The following is a 16,731-nucleotide window of genomic DNA, read 5'->3' as shown; positions in this document are numbered from 1 at the left end:
GAACGAAGGTGGACGGCAGGTGACGCCTCCGGTCCCGCCCCTCACGCGCGGTCCCCCGGCTCCCGGTCGAGGTCCGCCGGCCCCCAGTCCAGGGAGTCGAGGATCTTCGCCATGGCCGAGGGCTGTCGGACGAAACCGAGGTGGCTCGTGGCCAGGTCCCGCACCTCGAACGGGTTGTCCGGGGTCAGCGCGTCGGCCTCCCTGATTAGCAGGTCCTGCAACTCCGGGGTCATCGTCCGGTCCAGGGTGAGCCGCACGTAGGTCCGGGGCACCGCGCCCCAGGTGGCGGGCTCCGGCCGGGAGTCGGCGAGGAACACGCGCAGCGACTCGTCGGGTTGCAGGGTGTTGAGCACCGCGCGGAACTCCTCCTCGCTGGCGTCGCCCATCATCGCGGCGTGCGCGTCGGCGAGGAAGGCCGGGTCCGCCGACCGCCAGTTGGTCCGCCCCGCGCCCCGCCGGTCCACCCCGGGCAGGCCCCTGACCCTGAGCAGCAGGCTGCGCTGGAACTCCGGCGTCTGGAGGTAGTCGGCCACGCTGCGCAGCCGCACACAGCACCACCCCGCGACGTACACCAGGCGGTCGACCAGCTCGGGGGCCTCACTGGCCACCCGGGTGATCGTGGCCCCGCCGAGGCTGTGCCCGACCAGCACCACCGGGCCGTGCTCGGCCACCCGGCGCAGCAGCCCCACGACGTGCTCGACGTTGTCCTCCAACCGGACCGCCGCCATCGCCGAGGGCTCCGAGACCAGCGCGTCGAGGTCCTGCGGCGCCTGGTAGGCCAGCGGGAACGCGGCGTCGAACCCGTGGCCGGGCAGGTCGACGGCGAGCGCGCGGTGCCCCAGCAGCGCCAGCTCACGGATCACCGACGTCCACAGGAACGCGTTGCTGCCGGAACCGTGGACGAACACGAACGTGGGCCGTCGCCCGGCGTCGGCGCGAACGCCCTCCACCTTCTCCGCCGCCATGTCCCCTCACTCCGTCACGCCGGCCGGGGCGACACGCGCCGGTCCCCCGTCCGACGAATGTCGCCCGCCCGGCCGAAGACCGCCCATCCAGCCGAATGTTGACCTCCGGCCAGATGTTGCCCGTCCAGCCAGTTGTTGCCCTCCGGCCAGATGTTGCCCGTCCAGGCAGATGTTGCCCGTCCAGGCAGATGTTGACAGTGCCGTGGCTCCCGTCAGGGCGCACGTGGTCAACCCGACTCGATCGACGACAGAAGCCGGACAGCGGGCCAACAGGGCTCGGAAGGACGCCACAGAACCCCGACGGAATCACGGAGCACGGCCGGAGCGCGGCTGGGCGTCTCGTGGCGTGACCGGAGGACGACCCAGGTCTAGAGGGAGGGGTGGCGGGACAGACGCGCGAGCGCGGCCTCCGCGCGCTCCGCGACCTGACGGGCCAGGGACTCCGGCTCGACCACGCGGGCGTGGTCGCCGAGGCCCAGCAGCAACCGCACCATCCACGACGGGTCGGAGTACCGCATCCACACCCTCGCCCGGCCCTCGCCCAGCTCCACCAGGTCGTCCACCTGGTAGTACTCGGCGACCCACCGCGCGTCCGCCGACAGCTCCAGCACCGCGACGCCCTGTCCGGGCTCCGGGCCGAACAGGCCGGCGGAGACGTCCTTCGGCCGGGCGTGCGGCGGCGGGCTCGCCGGCTCGTCCAGCACCCGCACGGCGTCGACGCGGTCCAGCCGGAACAGCCGCACCCGCTCCACGGAGCGGCACCACGCCTCCAGGTAGCTGCGGCCCTCCACCAGCAGCACCCGCATCGGGTCCACGATGCGCTCGGTGATCTCGTCGCGCGAGGCCGTGTAGTAGCGCAGCCACAGCGCCTTCTTGGTCTGGGCCGCGGCGGTGACGGTCGCGCGGGTCTCCGGCGAGACCGACCGCTCCCGCACCGCCAGCCCCCCGACCACGACCCCGGCCGGCTGGGCCTGGCCCACGGCCGCCTCGACCTTGGCCAACGCGCGCTGCACCGCCGCCGTGTCGACCACGCCGGGGGTGTCGGCCAACGCCCGCAACGCGACCAGCAGGGCGGTCGCCTCGGCCGCGGTGAGCCGCAGGGGGCGGCGCATCCCGGCGTCGTAGGTGACCGTGACCGTGTCGCCCTCGAACGACAGGTCGATGAGGTCGCCGGGCCCGTAGCCGGGCAGGCCGCACATCCACAGCAGCTCCAGGTCGCGCCGAAGCTGCTTCGGGGTCACGCCGAAGTCGGCGGCGGCCTCCTCGATCGGGATTCCCGGCCGGGCCAGCAGGTAGGGGACCAGGGCCAGCAGCCGTGGCAACCGCTCCGTCGAACCACTCACGACCGGCTCTCCTCCCGCACGCCCGCCTCCCGCCGGCCGGCGGCGCCCTCCAGCAGCTCCGTGACCGCCCTGCGCAGCGTGTCCGGCTCCAGCACGACCACGTCCGGCCCGTACCCGGCGATCCACTTGTCGGCCGACTCCGAGAAGTGCAGGTCGACCTCCATCACGTCGCCGGGCTCGCCGTCCAGCTCGACCCGCCTGAGCGGCCGGCCGCGACGGCGCAGCCCGTGCGCCCTGCCCTCGGCGACCCACAGCCGCACGGTGGTGGGCGGCGCGGGCTCGTCGGAGGAGCCGGCGACGAACCGCAGCAGGTCCACGTCGGCCGGGCGGCGCACGGCCCCCTCGGGGCCGACGCAGCGCACCTCGCCGACGATCCGGGACAGCCGGAAGCACCGCGTGGCGTCCCGCCCCCGGTCGTGGCCCACCAGGTACCAGCGGCCCCGCCAGGAGACCACGCCCCACGGCTCGACCTCGCGGCGCAGCACGTCAGGCCCCATCTTGCGGCGGTAGTCGAAGGTCACCGCCCTGCCGTCCCGCACGGCGGCCAGCAGCGGCGCGAAGGCCGGCTCGGTGGCCCTGACCTTCGGCTCGACGGCGGCGGGGGCGGTCTCGTCGACGTCCACACCGGCGGCGCGCAGCTTCAGCAACGCGCCGTGCGCCGCGCCGGTCAGCTCGGGGGAGTCCCACAGCCGCACGGCGAGGGCCACGGCGGCGGCCTCGTCCGGCTCCAGGTCGACGTCGCCCAGCTCGTAGTCCCTGCGGGCGATGCGGTAGCCGTCGGCGGGGTCGAACACGGAGTTCCTGCCGACCTCCAGCGGGATGCCGAGGTCGCGCAGCTCCGCCTTGTCCCGTTCGAACATCCGGAAGAACGCCTCGTCGCTGGGCGCGTCCGCGTAGCCGGGGACGATGCCGCGGATCCGCTCGGCGGTCAGGTACTGCCGTGTGGACAGCAGACACAGCACCAGGTTGACCAGACGTTCGGCACGGGCGGTGGACACGCGGGAACCCTAGCCCCACCGGATGGGGGGACGTCCACGCGTCCTCCCCCTCGCCGCGGCCCGGCCGCGGTGTGATCGCGTTCCCTCAGGTGAGCCGGGTCTCACGCTCCCGGGAACACGGTCCCCTTCACTGGGCACTGAAGCCACGATTGCCACACCGGCAACCACCGAGTGATCATCAGTGTGGGTGATGGAGCGGCGCGGGCGGCGTGCCGATGGCTCCACTGCCGTCTGCCCGCACCCACCCGTCGGAGCGAGATGTCCCGCAGCGCCGTGCCCGTCGCGCGCCCCCGCGGCGCGCCAGCCGGCGACGGGGCGGCGCCGAAGCGCCCGGTGCCGGCCGACGCGACGCACCACCCCGATCCCCCCACGCTCGTCAGGTAGGTGTGGCCATGCCGGCGTCGACCCTCGTGTACCTGGGACTGGTCCTGCTCGTGACCGCCGAACGGTGGGACGAGCTCAAACGCAGCCGCCGGCAGCTCGACTGGGCCCGCTCCCGGGGCGGGGTCGAGTTCGGCGTGCGGCACTACCCCGCCGTGCTCCTGCTCCACGGCGGCCTCCTGGTCGGCTGCCTGGTCGAGCCGTGGGCCGCGCAGCGCCCGTTCCTGCCCGCGCTGGCCTGGCCCATGGCGGCGCTGACCGTCGCCGCGCAGGCGCTGCGCCGGTGGTGCATCACCGCGCTCGGCCCCCGGTGGACGGCCCGGATCGTGGTCCTGCCCGGCGTCCCCCTGGTCACCAGCGGCCCGTACCGGTGGTTCCGCCACCCCCACTATCTGGCCGTGCTGGTGGAGGGCGTGGCGCTGCCGATGACCCACTCGGCGTGGTTGACCGCGTCGCTGTTCAGCGCCCTGTACCTGCTGACCCTGGCCGTGCGGATCCGCACCGAGCAGGAGGCGCACGCATGGGCCACGGCCTAGCGGCGCTGCTGCGCGCCGCCCACCCCGGATCGACCCTGGCGGTCACGGTGGCGACCGTCGCGCTCGGCGCGGCCGTGGGCCGGGGACCGGGTGGGCTGGTCGCCGTCGGCCTCACCCAGCTCGCCACCTTCCTGTCGATCGGGTGGCTCAGCGACTACCTGGACGCGGGCTGGGACCGCACGTCCGGGCCCGCGGACGAGTCGTCCGCGCCCGACGCGGCCACCCGGGAACTGGTGGGCGCGTGCGCGGTGATGGCCGCGCTGGTCTGCGTGCCGTTGTCGGCGTTGTCCGGCCCGGTGGCCGGCGTCCTCCAGATCCTGGTCCTGACCGCCGGGTGGGGGTACGCCCTCGGCCTGAAGGCCACGGCGGTGTCCGTGCTCCCCTACGTGGTCGCGTTCGGCCTGCTCCCGGTGGTCGTGCTCGCGGGAACGCCCGGTGTGCGGCCGCCCCCAGTGTGGCTCATCGTGGCTGGCGCGGCGCTCGGCTCCGGCGTCCACTTCGCCACGGTGCTGCACGACCTGCGCGGGAGCGTTCCGACGGGCGTGCGCGGGCTCCCCCACCGGTTGGGCGCCACCGCGACCAGGGCCGGCGCGGCCGTGCTGCTGGTGGTTGCCTCGGCGGCGCTCGCGCTCGGGCCGGGCGTCCCCACGCCGCCCGCCCTCGGGATCGTCGCCGTGACCACGGCGGTGCTCGTGTGGGGACTGGTCAGCCCGGAGCGCCGGGTCCTGGCCGGCGCGGTGCGGATCGTCGTCCTGCTCGACGTGGCGCTGCTGCTGGTCGGCGTGGCCCACAGCGTCGGCGTGACCGCGATCGGGACCGCGACGCGCGGCGCCGGCCCGCTCCACTGAGGAGCCGGCGCCACGCGGGGGCGTCATGCGGGGGGCGTCACCCGGGCGAGCGCGTCACAGCGAGGCGATCAGGCGCTCCACCCGCTCGTCGACCGACCGGAACGGGTCCTTGCACAGCACGGTGCGCTGCGCCTGGTCGTTGAGCTTGAGGTGCACCCAGTCCACCGTGAAGTCCCGGCCGGCGGCCTGCGCGGCGGCGATGAAGTCGCCCCGCAGCTTGGCCCTGGTCGTCTGGGGCGGGGTGTCCTTGGCCGCCTCGATCTCCCCGTCGTCGGTGACCCGCTCCACCAGGCCCTTGCGCAGCAGCAGGTCGTACAGGCCCCTGCCCCTGCGGATGTCGTGGTAGGCCAGGTCGAGCTGGGCCACCCTCGGGCTGGACAGGTCCAGGTCGTGCTTGGCCCGGTACCGCTCCACCAGCCGGTGCTTGATCGCCCAGTCGATCTCCCGGTCGATCTTGGCCAGGTCCTGGGCCTCGATCGCGTCCAGCGTGCGGCCCCACAGCTCGATCACCCGCTGGGCGACCGGGTCCGGCCCGCGCTGCGCCACGTGGTCGACGGCCCTGCCGTAGTACTCGCGCTGGACGTCCAGCGCCGAGGCCTCCCTGCCCCCCGCCAGCCGCACCAGCCGCCGGCCGGTCAGGTCGTGGCTGATCTCCCGGATCGCCCTGATCGGGTTGTCCAGGGTGAAGTCCCTGAACTGCACGCCCTGCTCGACCATCTCCAGCACCAGGTTGGCCGTGCCGACCTTGAGCAGCGTGGTCACCTCGGACATGTTCGAGTCGCCCACGATCACGTGCAGCCGCCGGTACCGCTCCGCGTCGGCGTGCGGCTCGTCCCTGGTGTTGATGATCGGGCGGGACCGGGTGGTGGCGCTGGAGACGCCCTCCCAGATGTGCTCGGCCCGCTGCGACAGGCAGTACACCGCGCCGCGCGGGGTCTGGAGCACCTTGCCGGCCCCGCAGATGAGCTGGCGGGTCACCAGGAACGGCAGCAACACGTCGGCGATCCGGGAGAACTCCCCCGCCCGCGCCACCAGGTAGTTCTCGTGGCAGCCGTAGGAGTTGCCCGCCGAGTCGGTGTTGTTCTTGAACAGGAAGATGTCCCCGCCGATCCCCTCGTCGGCCAGCCGCCGCTCGGCGTCGACCAGCAGGTCCTCCAGGATCCGCTCGCCGGCCTTGTCGTGCGTGACGAGCTGCGTCAGGTCGTCGCACTCGGCGGTCGCGTACTCGGGGTGCGAGCCCACGTCGAGGTACAGGCGTGAGCCGTTGCGCAGGAAGACGTTGGACGAGCGGCCCCAGGAGACCACGCGTCGGAACAGGTACCGCGCGACCTCGTCGGGGGAGAGCCGACGCTGCCCGTGGAAGGTGCAGGTCACCCCGAACTCGGTCTCGATGCCGAAGATCCGCCGCTGCATGTGTCCACACTAGGCGCATCGGCCCGCCGCCACCCGCCGCCGAACGGGGTGGGTTCGCTGGTGAGGGGCGCGGCCGGTTAGCGTCGCGGCGTGCTGGAGTGGGTGCGCCGCGTGGTCCGGCGGGTGGGCGAGGTCGATGCCGAGCTGGTCCGACGCAGCGCGTCGCTGCCGAGGACCCCGGCCGACCCCGCGTTGGGCGCCGTCACCGTGGCGGCCAACCACGGTCTGCTGTGGTTCGGCGTCGCCGCCGTGCTCGCATCACGCGAAGGGGTGACACGGCGGGCCGCGCTGCGCGGGGTCGCGGCGCTGGCCGGCGCCAGCCTCGCCACCAACGCCGTCGCCAAGCCGCTGCTGCCGCGCCGCCGGCCCCTGGACGACCTGGTGCCGGAGCACCGCCGGCTGGTCGACCGGCCCCGGTCCTCGTCCTTCCCGTCCGGCCACGCGGCCTCCGCGGCCGCCTTCGCCACGGCGGTGGCCATGGAGAGCCCCGCTGCGGGCGCGGTCGTCGCGCCGCTGGCCGCGGCCGTCGCCTACTCCCGCGTGCACACCGGGGTCCACTGGCCCAGCGACGTGCTCGGGGGCGCGGTGCTCGGTTCGGCGGTCGCGCTGGCCACCCGGCGCTGGTGGCCCGTGCGGCCGACCGCGCCCAGCCGCGCCCGCTCCGCGGAGCGGGTGGCGGCGCTGGCCGACGGGGACGGCCTGGTCGTGCTGGTCAACCCCGCCGCCGGCGACGCCGACCACGACCCGAGCGCCGAGCTGGAGCGGGTGTGGCCGGCCGCGAAGCTGGTCCGGCTGGACGGCTCCGGCGAGGCGGACCTGCCGGCCGCCCTCGACGAGGCGCTGCGCGGCGACTGGCGGTCGGTGCGCGCCCTGGCCGTGGCCGGTGGGGACGGGACGGTCGCCGCGGCGGCCGCCGTCGCCGCCCAGCGCGAACTGCCGCTGGTCGTGGTCCCCGCCGGCACGCTCAACCACTTCGCGCGCGACCTCGGCGTGCCGGACGTCGCGGCGGCCGCCGAGGCCGTCGCCGAGGGGTCCGCCGTGCGGGTGGACCTCGGCGCCGCCGTGGTCGACGACGCCCCTCCCCGCTGGTTCGTCAACACCGCGAGCCTGGGCGGGTACCCGACCCTGGTGCGCCTGCGGGAGCGCTGGGCTGACCGGTGGGGCAAGTGGCCGGCCGGCGCGTGGGCGCTGGTGCGGGTCCTGGCCGAGGCGAAGCCGTTGTCCGTCCGGATCGACGGCAAGCCGACCCGGGTCTGGCTGGTGTTCGTGGGCAACGGCGGTTACCAGCCCAAGGGCTTCGCCCCGACCTGGCGCCCCCGGCTCGACGGCGGGCGGATCGACCTCCGCTACGTGCGGGCCGACACCCGCCTCTCCCGCCTCCGGTTCGCGCTCGCGGCGCTGACCGGCGCGTTGTCCCGCTCCCGCACCTACGTCCAGCGGGAGCTGACGAGCGTGGAGATCGAGGTGCTCGGCCCGCCGGTGGCGCTGGCCTGCGACGGCGAGGTCCACGCGGAGGGCAACCGGTTCCGGTTCGTCGCCAGGGACCGGGTCCTGCGGGTCTACCGGCCCGACACGGCGCCCTGAGCCACCCCGGGACGTCCGCTGCTCCTCGGGCGTCCCTGGACTTTTCGACGACGCCGGCCGGGATGTGCCCCCGCGAGGCGGTCTCCGAGCCACCCGCGCGCGCCGCCGGCCGCGCCGACCGTCACCGGGGTCGTTCGAGATCACCACCCGCGTTGCCGGAACCCTGGTCCAGGTTCAGCATCCGGTCGATCTCCACAAGGCTGTCGTTGTCGACGTTGGTGATGGTGTTGTTGACCGAGTTGTTGACGGTGACCAGGCCGGGGGCGGCCAGGGCTCGCGGCTCGTCCGAACCCGTCTCCGCGCCGAGCGCGACGGCGGGCAGGGCGAGCGCGGCTCCCGCGGCGAGGGCGGCCCTGATGGTGCGACGCATCGTCGCCTTCTTCTCCTTCGGTTTCTCGGTTTTCTCGGGTGTCTTCCGTCGCCGGACTCAGGCCAGCACGGCCTCGGCGTGGACCGGCTGACGCGGACGCAGGTTGCGGTGGAGCAGCTCCAGCGAGGCCGCGACGCCCACCACGCCGTTGGTCACCTCGGGCAGCCGGCCGTCGCTGGCCTTCAGGTCCGCCAGGGCGGCGTCCATCGCGCTCTGCGCGGCGAACAGGCAGGGCGTGCTGTAGATGGCGACGTCGACCCCCAGCCGCTCCAGCTCGGGCAGCGACAGCCGGGGCGAGCGCCCGCCGGCGATCTGGTTGAACAGCAGGGGCTTGTCGCCGATCACCGCCCGCACCTTCCGGATCCAGTCCACGCTGCGCACGCCGTCGACGAGGACGACGTCGGCGTCGGTCTCGGCCAGCGCGGCGGCCCTGCGCAGGATCTCCGGCTCCTCGGTCGCGTCGGTGCGGGCCACCACGACGAGGTCGGTGCGGGTGCGCAACACCCGGTCGAGCTTGGCCAGGTACTCCTCCAGGGGCAGGACCTGCTTGCCGTCCACGTGGCCGCACCGCCGCGGCCGTTGCTGGTCCTCCAGGATGACGCCGGAGGCGCCCACGTGTTCGAGCTGGGTGACGACGTGGGCGGCGATCTCGGGGTCGCCGTAGCCGTCGTCGATGTCGACCAGCAGGTGGTGGGTGGGGAAGGCCGCCCGCAGCCGCTGGACGAAGTGCACGATGTCCGGCCAGGCGATGAAGCCGATGTCGGGCAGGCCGTAGTGGGACGCGGCGAACCCGAAGCCGGACACGAAGAGCCCGTCGTAGTGTTGGGCCGCGACCGAGGCGGAGAACATGTCGAAGACCCCGATGAGCGGGGTGATCCGGGGCGAGTGGACGTGGGCGCGGAGCTCGTTTCCGGGACGCACAACTCCTCCTGACGGACTGGGTTCCGGTGCGTACGCCGGGTAGGTCGCGTCCCCGCTGCCGGTGCGGTGCCGTGTGCCGGTTCCGGGGCCGCGGGCGATGATGGCGCCCTGCGGTCCCCGGCCGTCGCTCCCGCTCCCTCGGCGAGAGAAACGGACATACCCGCCATACCGGACACCACGGTATGGGTCCCCCGCGGATCTTGCCAAGGCCCGACGGTGGACAACAAGGGGTGACATTCGAACACGTTCGGTGACGAAAACGGGGCTTCTCCCACGAACGGGTAGGGCTTGTGTCACCACCGGGTGGTGAAGCGCGAGAGAGGTGTCGGCGGCCGCCCCGACCCGCCACCGTGGCCGCCGACAAGGCCGGGAAACGACGTCGCCGCGCGCCCGGGAAGACCGGGCGCGCGGCGACCTCGTTGTTCGAACGGAAGGGAGGGGCTGACTCAGCTCCCGGTGCTGCCGCCGTCCTCGGCCGGCTTGTCCGACGACTCCGGAGACGCCGACGACGCCGTCTCGCCGGACTCGTCCGCGCCCCCGGCCTTGGCGGCCTTCCCGCCGGCCTCGCCCGCCTTGTCAGCGCTGTCAGCGCCCTCCTTGTCCGCGGCGCCGTCGCCCCCGTCCCCACCGGAGAGCAGGGACTTCAACGCGGCGCCCCGGATGCGGCGGAACGCGCGGCGCGGGCGGGCGCGGTCGAGCACCGCCACCTCGAGCTGCTCGACGCCCAGCTCCCGCTGCTCGCCGCCGTTGCCGCTGTTCCCGGCCCGCAGCGCCTTCACGGCCGTGGCGATGGCCGCCGCGAGGTCCATGTCCGGCTGGTACGCCTGGCGCAGCGCGGTGGTGATGGTCTCCGCCTGCCCGCCCATCACCACGAAGTCGGGCTCGTCCCCGACCGACCCGTCGTAGGTCACCCGGTAGAGCTGGTCCTCGGCGGCGGTCTCCCCCACCTCGGCGATGCACAGCTCCACCTCGTACGGCTTGGGCTGCTCGGTGAAGATCACGCCGAGCGCCTGGGCGTAGGTGTTGGCGATCTGCCGGCCGGTGACGTCCCTGCGGTCGTAGCTGTAGCCCCGGATGTCGGCGAACCGGATGCCGGCCTGCCGCAGGTTCTCGAACTCGCTGTACCGGCCCACGGCGGCGAAGCCGATCCGGTCGTAGATCTCGGAGACCTTGTGCAGCGTCGTCGAGTGGTTCTCCGCGACGAACAGCACGCCGCCCGCATAGGCCAGCACGACGACGCTGCGCCCACGGGCGATTCCCTTGCGGGCGTACTCCGACTTGTCCCGCATCAACTGCTCGGGCGAGGCGTAGAACGGCAGCGTCACGGCGTGTGCTCCTGGGGTCGCGAACCGGTGGGTGTCAGCACTGGTCGGGCGAGGGGTCAGCCGCCCGGGTTCTCGCGGCGGTCGGCCACGACGGCCTCGGCGACCGCCCCGGTCTGCTCGTCGGGCAGGCGGACGGCGCCCTCGGCGGTGATGGTGACCACCACGGGGAAGATGCGGCGCATGAGGTCGGGGCCGCCGGTGGCCGTGTCGTCGTCGGCCGCGTCGTAGAGCGCCTCGACCGCGGTCCGCACGGCCGCGTCGGCGTCGGCGTTCGGGTCGTGCCGCTTCTTCAGCGCGGACTTGGCGAACAGCGAGCCGGAGCCGACGGCGTGGTAGCCGGCGGCCTCCTCGTACCGGCCGCCGGCGACGTCGTAGGAGATGATGCGGCCGGCCCGGCGCGGGTCGGCGGCCTCCGGGTCGTAGCCCACGAACAGGGGCAGCACGGCCAGGCCCATCATCGCGCCCTCAAGGTTGCCCCTGAGCATGGTGGCCAGGCGGTTGGCCTTGCCGTCCAGCGACAGCGGGACGCCCTCGATCTTCTCGTAGTGCTGGAGCTCGACCGCGAACAGCCGGACCATCTCGGTGGCGATGCCGGCGGTGCCCGCGATGCCCACCGCGGAGTACTCGTCGGTGACGAAGACCTTCTCGATGTCGCGCTGGGCGATCATGTTGCCCATGGTGGCGCGCCGGTCGCCGGCGATGAGCACGCCGCCGTCGAAGGTCAGGGCGACGATGGTGGTCCCGTGCGGCACCTCGACCCGAGCGCCCTCGGGGAGCGCGCGCCGACCCGGGAGGAGGTCGGGGGCCGCCACCTTGAGGAAGTCGGTGAACGAGGAGGTGCCCAGGGTGAAGTAGGCCGCCGGCAGGGCCGCGCCCGGGTGGGACCGGGCCGACGTGGGTTCCATCGGCTGGATCGTCTCCTGCTCGCGTCGGGGGTAGGGGTCGGGGATCGGTCCCGACCGGACCTCGGTCCGGCCGGGACCCGGTCCGTCACCCAGCGGGTGACGGACGGGGGAGCGTGGCGGGCTGACTGGCGGGTTGGGCGGCAGGACGGCGGCGGGGTCGCCCGTTCGGCGGCCCCGCCGGGTCCCGTCGGCTACTCGCCGCCCTTCTGCACGTAGGCGCGTACGAAGTCCTCGGCGTTCTCCTCCAGGACGTCGTCGATCTCGTCCAGGATGGCGTCGACGTCCTCGCCGAGCTTCTCCCGGCGCTCCTGGCCGGCCGGCGCGGCGCCCGTCGTCTCCTCGTCGCCGTCGCCACCGCCGTGCCGCTGCACCTTTTCCTGCGACATCTCGCCTCCCGGTTCGGTGGGCCTGGCAAGAACATTACCCACCCGCTCGGACAAACGTCGCCGGCCACCCGGGCGCTTCGCCGCGCCCGCGCCGCCGGCCCTGGATCGGGGTTACCCGCGCGTGAGCGACTCGACCAGCTCCTCGGCGGTGGCCGCCGCCTCCAGCAGGTGGCCGACGTGCGCCTTCGTGCCCCGCAACGGCTCCAGGGTGGGGATGCGCACGAGCGACTCCCTCCCCAGGTCGAAGATCACCGAGTCCCACGAGGCCGCGGCCACCGAGGCCGGGTACCGCTCCAGGCAGCGGCCCCTGAAGTACGCCCTGGTGTCCTCCGGCGGCGCGGTGATGGCCGCGCGCACCTCCTCCTCGCTGACCAGCCGGCGCATGGAGCCCCTGGCCACGAGCCGGTTGTACAGGCCCTTGTCCAGCCGCACGTCCGAGTACTGGAGGTCGACCAGGTGCAGCCGGGGCGAGGCCCAGCCCAGCCCGTCCCTGGCCCGGTAGCCCTCCAGCAGGCGCAGCTTCGCCGGCCAGTCGAGCCGGTCGGCGCAGTCCATCGGGTCGCGGCCGAGCGCGCCGAGCACCTCGTCCCACGTGCGCAGCACGTCGACGGCCACGCGTTCCGCGCCGTGCCGCTCCACGTGCTCCGCGGCGCGCTCGTGGTAGGCGCGCTGGATGTCCAGCCCGGTGAACCGGCGGCCGTCGGCCAGCTCGACCGTGGTCCGCAGGGTCGGGTCGTGGCTGATGGCGTGCACCGCGCGCACCGGGTCGGCCAGCCGCAGGTCGTCGAACCGCCGGCCGGACTCGATCATGTCGAGGACCAGCGACGTGGTGCCGACCTTGAGGTAGGTCGAGTACTCGGCGAGGTTGGCGTCGCCGATGATCACGTGCAGCCGCCGGTACTTGTCGGCGTCGGCGTGCGGCTCGTCGCGGGTGTTGATGATGCCCCGCTTGAGCGTGGTCTCCAGGCCGACCTCGACCTCGATGTAGTCGGAGCGCTGGGAGAGCTGGAAGCCGGGCTCCTCGCCGGTCGGGCCGAGGCCGACCCTGCCGGCGCCGCAGACGACCTGGCGGGAGACGAAGAACGGGGTGAGCCCGGAGATGACCGCGGTGAACGGCGTGCTCCTGGACATCAGGTAGTTCTCGTGCGCGCCGTAGCTCGCGCCCTTGCCGTCGACGTTGTTCTTGTAGAGCTGCATCAGGGGCTGGCCGGGGACCGTGGCCGCCTTGAGCGCGGCCTCCTCCATCACCCGCTCCCCCGCCTTGTCCCAGATCACCACGTCCCTGGCGTTGGTGACCTCGGGGGTGGAGTACTCGGGGTGGGCGTGGTCCACGTAGAGCCGGGCGCCGTTGGTGAGGATGACGTTGGCCGCGCCGAGGTCCTCCACCTCGGGGTCGGTCGGCGGCACGCCGGGGGCGCCCAGGTCGAACCCCCTGGCGTCCCGCAGCGGCGACTCCACCTCGTAGTCCCACCGCGCCCGCCGGGCCCTGGGCACCTCGGCGGCCGCGGCGTAGGCCAGCACCACCTGCGTGGAGGTCAGCACCGGGTTCGCGGTCGCGTCGCCCGGCACGGCGATGCCGTACTCGACCTCTGTCCCCATGATCCGCCGCATGGGCTCAGCCTACGGTGCCGAGGGCCCTCCGCACCGCCGACGCATGGGGTATCCGGGTGGCGTGGGCGGACATCGTCGGTTCGTGGGCCACGCGACCACGCGACCGCCCGCGCGCGGCGCTCGTCGTGCCTGGTGGCGGCTGTGGCGGCGCTTTTGGCGACGGAAGTGGTGGCCGGTGCACTCACGGCAGCCGTCGCTGCTGCCGCAGCCGAACAGGTAGTAGGGGGTGGCACCCCCAGTAGCACCCGTCCCCACGGTGGCTCAGGGACGCGGTGTCGGCGGTGATCTCGTCCGGCGGAGTGCACGCCCCGAAGCGGTGGTCGGGCACGGGCAGGCAGGTCACCATGGGCTCGTCGACCATGCGCACCCACCAGGGCCGGGTCTTGTCGGTCCTGCTCACGCGGTCGCCTTCCGGCTCCATCACGCCCCGGCCGGGTCTGCCATGTCGTGCTCTCCTCAGCACGGCGGTCGGGGGCGGGGTGGGACCGGACGGGGTTCCTCGGGAGCGTCCCGCCCCGCCACGCGGACGGCCCGCCGGGACGCTCCCGAGGGGTGTGATCAGCCGCTGGCCAGGCCGGCGGCCGGGGCGATGCGCCCCGCCGTGCGGGCCGGCCCGAGCGCGGAGAGCGCGGCCAGCACGACCACGGCCACGGCCCCGATCCCCAACGTCCACAGCGGTGAGGTGGGCGTGGCGTCGATGCCCGACCCGTAGAGCAGGAGCCAGGAGTAGGCCACGCCGAGCAGGCCACCGCCGAGCACGCCGACCAGCGCGAGGATCACCGCCTCGGCCACCAGGCCGAGACGCATCCCCCGTCGGTGCACGCCCAGCGCGCGCCGCAACGCCAGCTCCTTGCGGCGTTCCTGCACCGAGATCGTGAGCGCCGTCCCGATACCCGTGACGGCCACCGCGACCGACAACCCGAGCAACACGGCGAACAGCGAGGAGAGGATCTCGTTCTTCTCCGCTCCCCGGGTGGTCAGGTCCTTCTTGGTCTCGACGAGCACCGTGGGCTGCGCGGTCAGCGCGCGGCGCACGCTGGCCTGGTAGGCGGCCTGGTCGGCACCCGGCCGCAACGCCACCAACACCGTGTCGGGCGTGCCGACGTCGGTTCCGGCCAGCAGCACCGTCGGTCGCATGAGTGAGTACGGATACGTGCCGGCGAACCGCAGCTTGCGCGGGCCGCCGGGCAGACCGTCGACGGTGAACTCCTGGCCCGGCTGGAGCCCGAGCTGGGAGGCGATCGCGGGGTTGGTCAGGGCGGCGCCATCCCCGAACCGGGCGACCACGTCGTTCGGCAGACCGAGGCGCGTCAGTACGTCCCTGGTCGCGACCGGGTCGGCGGCGGCCACCGCCACCTGAGTCGGCGACTGCGACTGGCCCGAGGGCACCGTGCCGGTGGTCCGGTGCAGCGTCATGGTGGAGGCGACGCCCTCCCCCTGCGCGGCGGCCCGCACGGCCTCGGCCGACAGCGACCGCTCCCCCACGTCCTGGACCACGACGTCCGCGCGGGGTTGCCGCGCCTCCTCCGCGCCCGAGGCGGCGAATCCGCCCATGGTGGTGAGGCCGAACGTCACCAGGGCGCTCGCCAGGACCAGCGGCAACGCCACCGCCGCCGCCCGGTGCGGCACCCGACGCACCTCCAGGGCCGCCAACCGCCAGGTCGTCCCGCCGAGCCGCGCGGCGGCCGACCCGAAGACCCGGCTGATCCACGGCACCGTGACCGGCCCGAACGCCATGAACAGCGCCACCACCGCCGCGATCGCCGAGAACAACGCCGCGAACGGCGCCATGCTGCTGCCCCTGTTCACCAGGGTGAGCGCGGCGAGGACCAGGGCGACGCCGGCGGCCGTCCAGCCGAGGACGTGGCGGCCCCGGCTCAGCGCCCGCTCCGGCGGAGCCTCCTCCGCCGTCCGCAGCGCGACCAGCGGCGGCACCAACGACGCCCCCAAGGCGGGACGAAGCGCCGCCACCACACTCAACACCGCGGCCACGGCGACACCCAGCAGGATCGAGGAACCCGAGGGCATCAGCGACGGGCTCAGCTCCACGGCGCCCAACAGGGCCGACGCGCCGGAAGCATCGAGAACCCTGGCGAGGAGCCACGCGGTCGGCCCACCCAGCAGAGCCCCGACCAGCCCGGAGAACGCGCCCGTCAGCACGGCCTCGACCAGGTTGGCCACCACCAACGGACCACGATCAGAGCCCAGGCACCGCAGCAACGCCGTCTGACGCTGCCGTTGCAGATACACAGCCCGGAAGGTCGCCGCGGCCACGAACACCGCCGTCGCCAGGGCGAGCACGCTGAACAACAGCAGCCCGGTGAGGTTCTGCGGAGCGTCGTTGGACCACGCCTGCTCGGCGGGAACCACGTTCACACCCGCGCCGACCACCGACGTCGCGGCGGCGCGCACCGCCACCGGGTCCGCGCCGGGCGCGAGGACCAGGCCGAGTTCCGTCGTGGTGACCTTCGGGGACAGTCGGGCGGCCAGGGCCGGCCCGCCCACGAGCTGGGTCCGGCCGACACCGCCGCGCACGGTGATCCCGCTGACCACGACCTCGGTCCGCCGTCCCTGCGCGTCCGCGACCGGCAACGTCGAGCCCGGCCGCAGCCCTCGGTAGTGAGCGGTGACCCTGTCGACGGCGACCTCGCCGTCCGCCGCCGGAGACCGCCCCTCCGCGATCGGAACCCGACGCAACGCGGCGTCGGCGACCTCGACGTCCAGCGCGGCCCGGTCGTCCACCGCGCGGCCGTCGGGGCCCACCAGCAGGTCCACCTCGCCCTTCCTGGCGGGCACCACCCGCGCCACGCCAGGAACGGCGGCCAGCTTCGGCTCCAACGGGTCGAGGGTGGGCGGAGTGCCGGCAGCGCCCGACGTGTCGGCCCCGCGGTCGGGCTCGACGACGAGCCCGACGGCGGCGGGGACGCGGGCCTGACCGTCACTGGTCGCACGCCGCATCGCGTCGCCCAGAGCGAGGGAGGCGGTCAGGCAGGCGACCCCCACCACGAGGGCCACGCCGGGCAACAGGGCGCGGCCGGGGCGCCGACGCACCTCGCCCAACACCACCCGCAACAGGGTGAACAGGTTCACGACTCGTTCGTCCTCACGTGTCGGTTCGATGGTCGGTGGAAGCCGACCCGCTGTC

The 16,731-nt window shown here is 74.1% G+C and carries 15 protein-coding genes; 3 read left to right on the top strand and 12 right to left on the bottom strand.

Annotation, left to right across the window (positions count from 1 at the left end; all coding sequences use genetic code 11):
* Window positions 1-41: 41 nt before the first annotated feature.
* From LX15_RS05035 to LX15_RS05025, 3 genes are all read right to left on the bottom strand, one after another.
* The gene (locus LX15_RS05035; RefSeq protein WP_253668287.1) at window positions 42-965 is read right to left on the bottom strand and encodes an alpha/beta fold hydrolase; all 924 of its coding nucleotides are present in this window, start codon (window positions 963-965) and stop codon (window positions 42-44) included.
* Window positions 966-1,333: 368 nt separating this feature from the next.
* Window positions 1,334-2,308 (bottom strand): helix-turn-helix transcriptional regulator, encoded by a 975-nt coding sequence (locus LX15_RS05030; protein WP_253668286.1) that lies wholly within the window; start codon window positions 2,306-2,308, stop codon window positions 1,334-1,336.
* Window positions 2,305-3,306: a helix-turn-helix transcriptional regulator gene (locus tag LX15_RS05025; RefSeq protein WP_253668285.1), complete on the bottom strand. Its 1,002-nt coding sequence runs from the start codon at window positions 3,304-3,306 to the stop codon at window positions 2,305-2,307. The genes LX15_RS05030 and LX15_RS05025 overlap by 4 nt, the downstream gene beginning before the upstream one ends.
* A 392-nt stretch (window positions 3,307-3,698) precedes the next feature.
* Between LX15_RS05025 and LX15_RS05020 the strand changes: the two genes are divergently transcribed.
* Both LX15_RS05020 and LX15_RS05015 read left to right on the top strand, forming a co-directional pair.
* A complete protein-coding gene (locus LX15_RS05020; protein WP_253668284.1) occupies window positions 3,699-4,223 on the top strand; it encodes an isoprenylcysteine carboxyl methyltransferase family protein in 525 nt (174 codons plus the stop codon).
* Entirely contained in the window at window positions 4,208-5,071 is an 864-nt protein-coding gene (locus LX15_RS05015; protein WP_253668283.1) for a UbiA prenyltransferase family protein, read from the top strand. Before LX15_RS05020 ends, LX15_RS05015 begins: the two co-directional genes overlap by 16 nt.
* Window positions 5,072-5,125: 54 nt before the next feature.
* Here the strand turns inward: LX15_RS05015 and pafA are convergent, their stop codons facing one another.
* Entirely contained in the window at window positions 5,126-6,484 is a 1,359-nt protein-coding gene (gene pafA, locus LX15_RS05010) for a Pup--protein ligase (RefSeq protein ID WP_253668282.1), read from the bottom strand.
* Between the two features lie 90 nt (window positions 6,485-6,574).
* Here pafA and LX15_RS05005 point away from each other — a divergent pair, with 90 nt between their 5' ends.
* Window positions 6,575-8,068, top strand: coding sequence for a bifunctional phosphatase PAP2/diacylglycerol kinase family protein (locus tag LX15_RS05005; RefSeq protein WP_253668281.1), 1,494 nt, complete (start codon window positions 6,575-6,577; stop codon window positions 8,066-8,068).
* A 121-nt stretch (window positions 8,069-8,189) separates the two neighbouring features.
* On the opposite strand, the gene LX15_RS05000 is transcribed toward LX15_RS05005, so the two are convergent.
* From LX15_RS05000 to LX15_RS04965, 8 genes are all read right to left on the bottom strand, one after another.
* On the bottom strand, window positions 8,190-8,438 hold the full coding sequence (locus tag LX15_RS05000) for a hypothetical protein (RefSeq protein ID WP_253668280.1): 249 nt from the start codon (window positions 8,436-8,438) through the stop codon (window positions 8,190-8,192).
* A gap of 57 nt (window positions 8,439-8,495) precedes the next feature.
* The gene (locus LX15_RS04995; RefSeq protein ID WP_253668279.1) at window positions 8,496-9,359 is read right to left on the bottom strand and encodes an isocitrate lyase/PEP mutase family protein; all 864 of its coding nucleotides are present in this window, start codon (window positions 9,357-9,359) and stop codon (window positions 8,496-8,498) included.
* A 446-nt stretch (window positions 9,360-9,805) separates the two neighbouring features.
* Window positions 9,806-10,684: a proteasome subunit alpha gene (gene prcA, locus LX15_RS04990; RefSeq protein ID WP_253668278.1), complete on the bottom strand. Its 879-nt coding sequence runs from the start codon at window positions 10,682-10,684 to the stop codon at window positions 9,806-9,808.
* A gap of 56 nt (window positions 10,685-10,740) precedes the next feature.
* Window positions 10,741-11,589 (bottom strand): proteasome subunit beta, encoded by an 849-nt coding sequence (prcB, locus tag LX15_RS04985; protein WP_253668277.1) that lies wholly within the window; start codon window positions 11,587-11,589, stop codon window positions 10,741-10,743.
* Window positions 11,590-11,780: 191 nt separating this feature from the next.
* Window positions 11,781-11,975: a ubiquitin-like protein Pup gene (locus tag LX15_RS04980; RefSeq protein ID WP_073480617.1), complete on the bottom strand. Its 195-nt coding sequence runs from the start codon at window positions 11,973-11,975 to the stop codon at window positions 11,781-11,783.
* A gap of 111 nt (window positions 11,976-12,086) precedes the next feature.
* Window positions 12,087-13,586, bottom strand: coding sequence for a depupylase/deamidase Dop (dop, locus tag LX15_RS04975; protein ID WP_253668276.1), 1,500 nt, complete (start codon window positions 13,584-13,586; stop codon window positions 12,087-12,089).
* Window positions 13,587-13,767: 181 nt separating this feature from the next.
* Window positions 13,768-13,986, bottom strand: coding sequence for a hypothetical protein (locus tag LX15_RS04970; protein WP_253668275.1), 219 nt, complete (start codon window positions 13,984-13,986; stop codon window positions 13,768-13,770).
* A gap of 158 nt (window positions 13,987-14,144) precedes the next feature.
* Window positions 14,145-16,676, bottom strand: a complete 2,532-nt coding sequence (locus LX15_RS04965) for an FtsX-like permease family protein (RefSeq protein WP_253668274.1) — start codon at window positions 16,674-16,676, stop codon at window positions 14,145-14,147.
* Window positions 16,677-16,731 lie beyond the last annotated feature (55 nt).

It is taken from the genome of Streptoalloteichus tenebrarius, assembly GCF_024171885.1.
Classification (GTDB): domain Bacteria; phylum Actinomycetota; class Actinomycetes; order Mycobacteriales; family Pseudonocardiaceae; genus Streptoalloteichus; species Streptoalloteichus tenebrarius.
Note: the sequence above shows the minus strand (reverse complement) of the source record. Positions and strands in the feature narration are given on the sequence as shown.